General features: G+C 41.4%; 1 protein-coding gene and 1 pseudogene. Both read left to right on the top strand.

The genetic code is table 11. From position 1 onward, the window contains the following. Nucleotides 1-421, top strand: a 421-nt coding sequence (lolB1, locus tag HC175_RS15680; RefSeq protein WP_168139378.1) for a lipoprotein insertase outer membrane protein LolB1, incomplete at its 5' end; no start/stop codon positions are given. After that, nucleotides 418-771, top strand: a pseudogene (locus tag HC175_RS15675) (peptidase M23); the annotation flags it as partial. The gene lolB1 and the pseudogene HC175_RS15675, both read left to right, overlap by 4 nt.

Genomic DNA, 771 nt, shown 5'->3' with positions numbered 1-771 from the left:
TTTGTTGAGCGATCTATTAGGGACTCCTCTCGATTTTCAGAAAGTACAGAATCTCCTGCTCGGTCAAACTATCTATGACTTGAGGGACGAAAGATATAGGCTTACCGAATCTACCAGGGGCTATCAATTAGAAGCTGTTAATAATGAATTCCTAAAACGCATGTTCCTTTTAGATGCCGGAAATTTTAAAGCCCTGGCTCAACAATTGGGACAGCCCCGGGAAAACAGAAGTGTAACCGTAACATATCCGCAGTACCAAAAGGTGGAAGGGCAGTTGTTTCCTCAGCAAATACAGATACTTGCGAATGATGGAGCTGAAAATACCCGTATAGATATGACCTTTAGAGGAATTGAATTTAATGTTCCCGTGTCTTTCCCTTTTTCAATACCTTCGGGCTACGAAGAAATTACCATTGAATGAGAATAAAAGTCCTTTTTAAGCAGTGCCTGCTGACAGGTATTTTTTTGATAAGCCTAAACACTTTTGCTCAACAAGATAAACGGGAAGAGCTTGAGGAGCGCAGGCAGCAGTTACAGCAGGAGATCCAGAGGATCAATAACCTGCGTACCAAGAATCTAAAAAAGGAAAAATCTATTCTTACCCAGGTTGAGGACCTCGATCATCAGATACGTACTACAGAAAATCTTATCAGGGTTACCAATCAACAGGCTAATCTTTTAACCAGGGAAATAACCACGAACCAGAACAAGATAGGGGAGCTGCGAAAGGAACTGGAACAGCTAAAAGAGGACTATAGTAAGATGATCAAC

The organism is Salinimicrobium oceani, assembly GCF_012037645.1.
The sequence above is the reverse complement of the archived record's forward strand: the minus strand, read 5'-3'. Positions and strand labels throughout refer to the sequence as shown.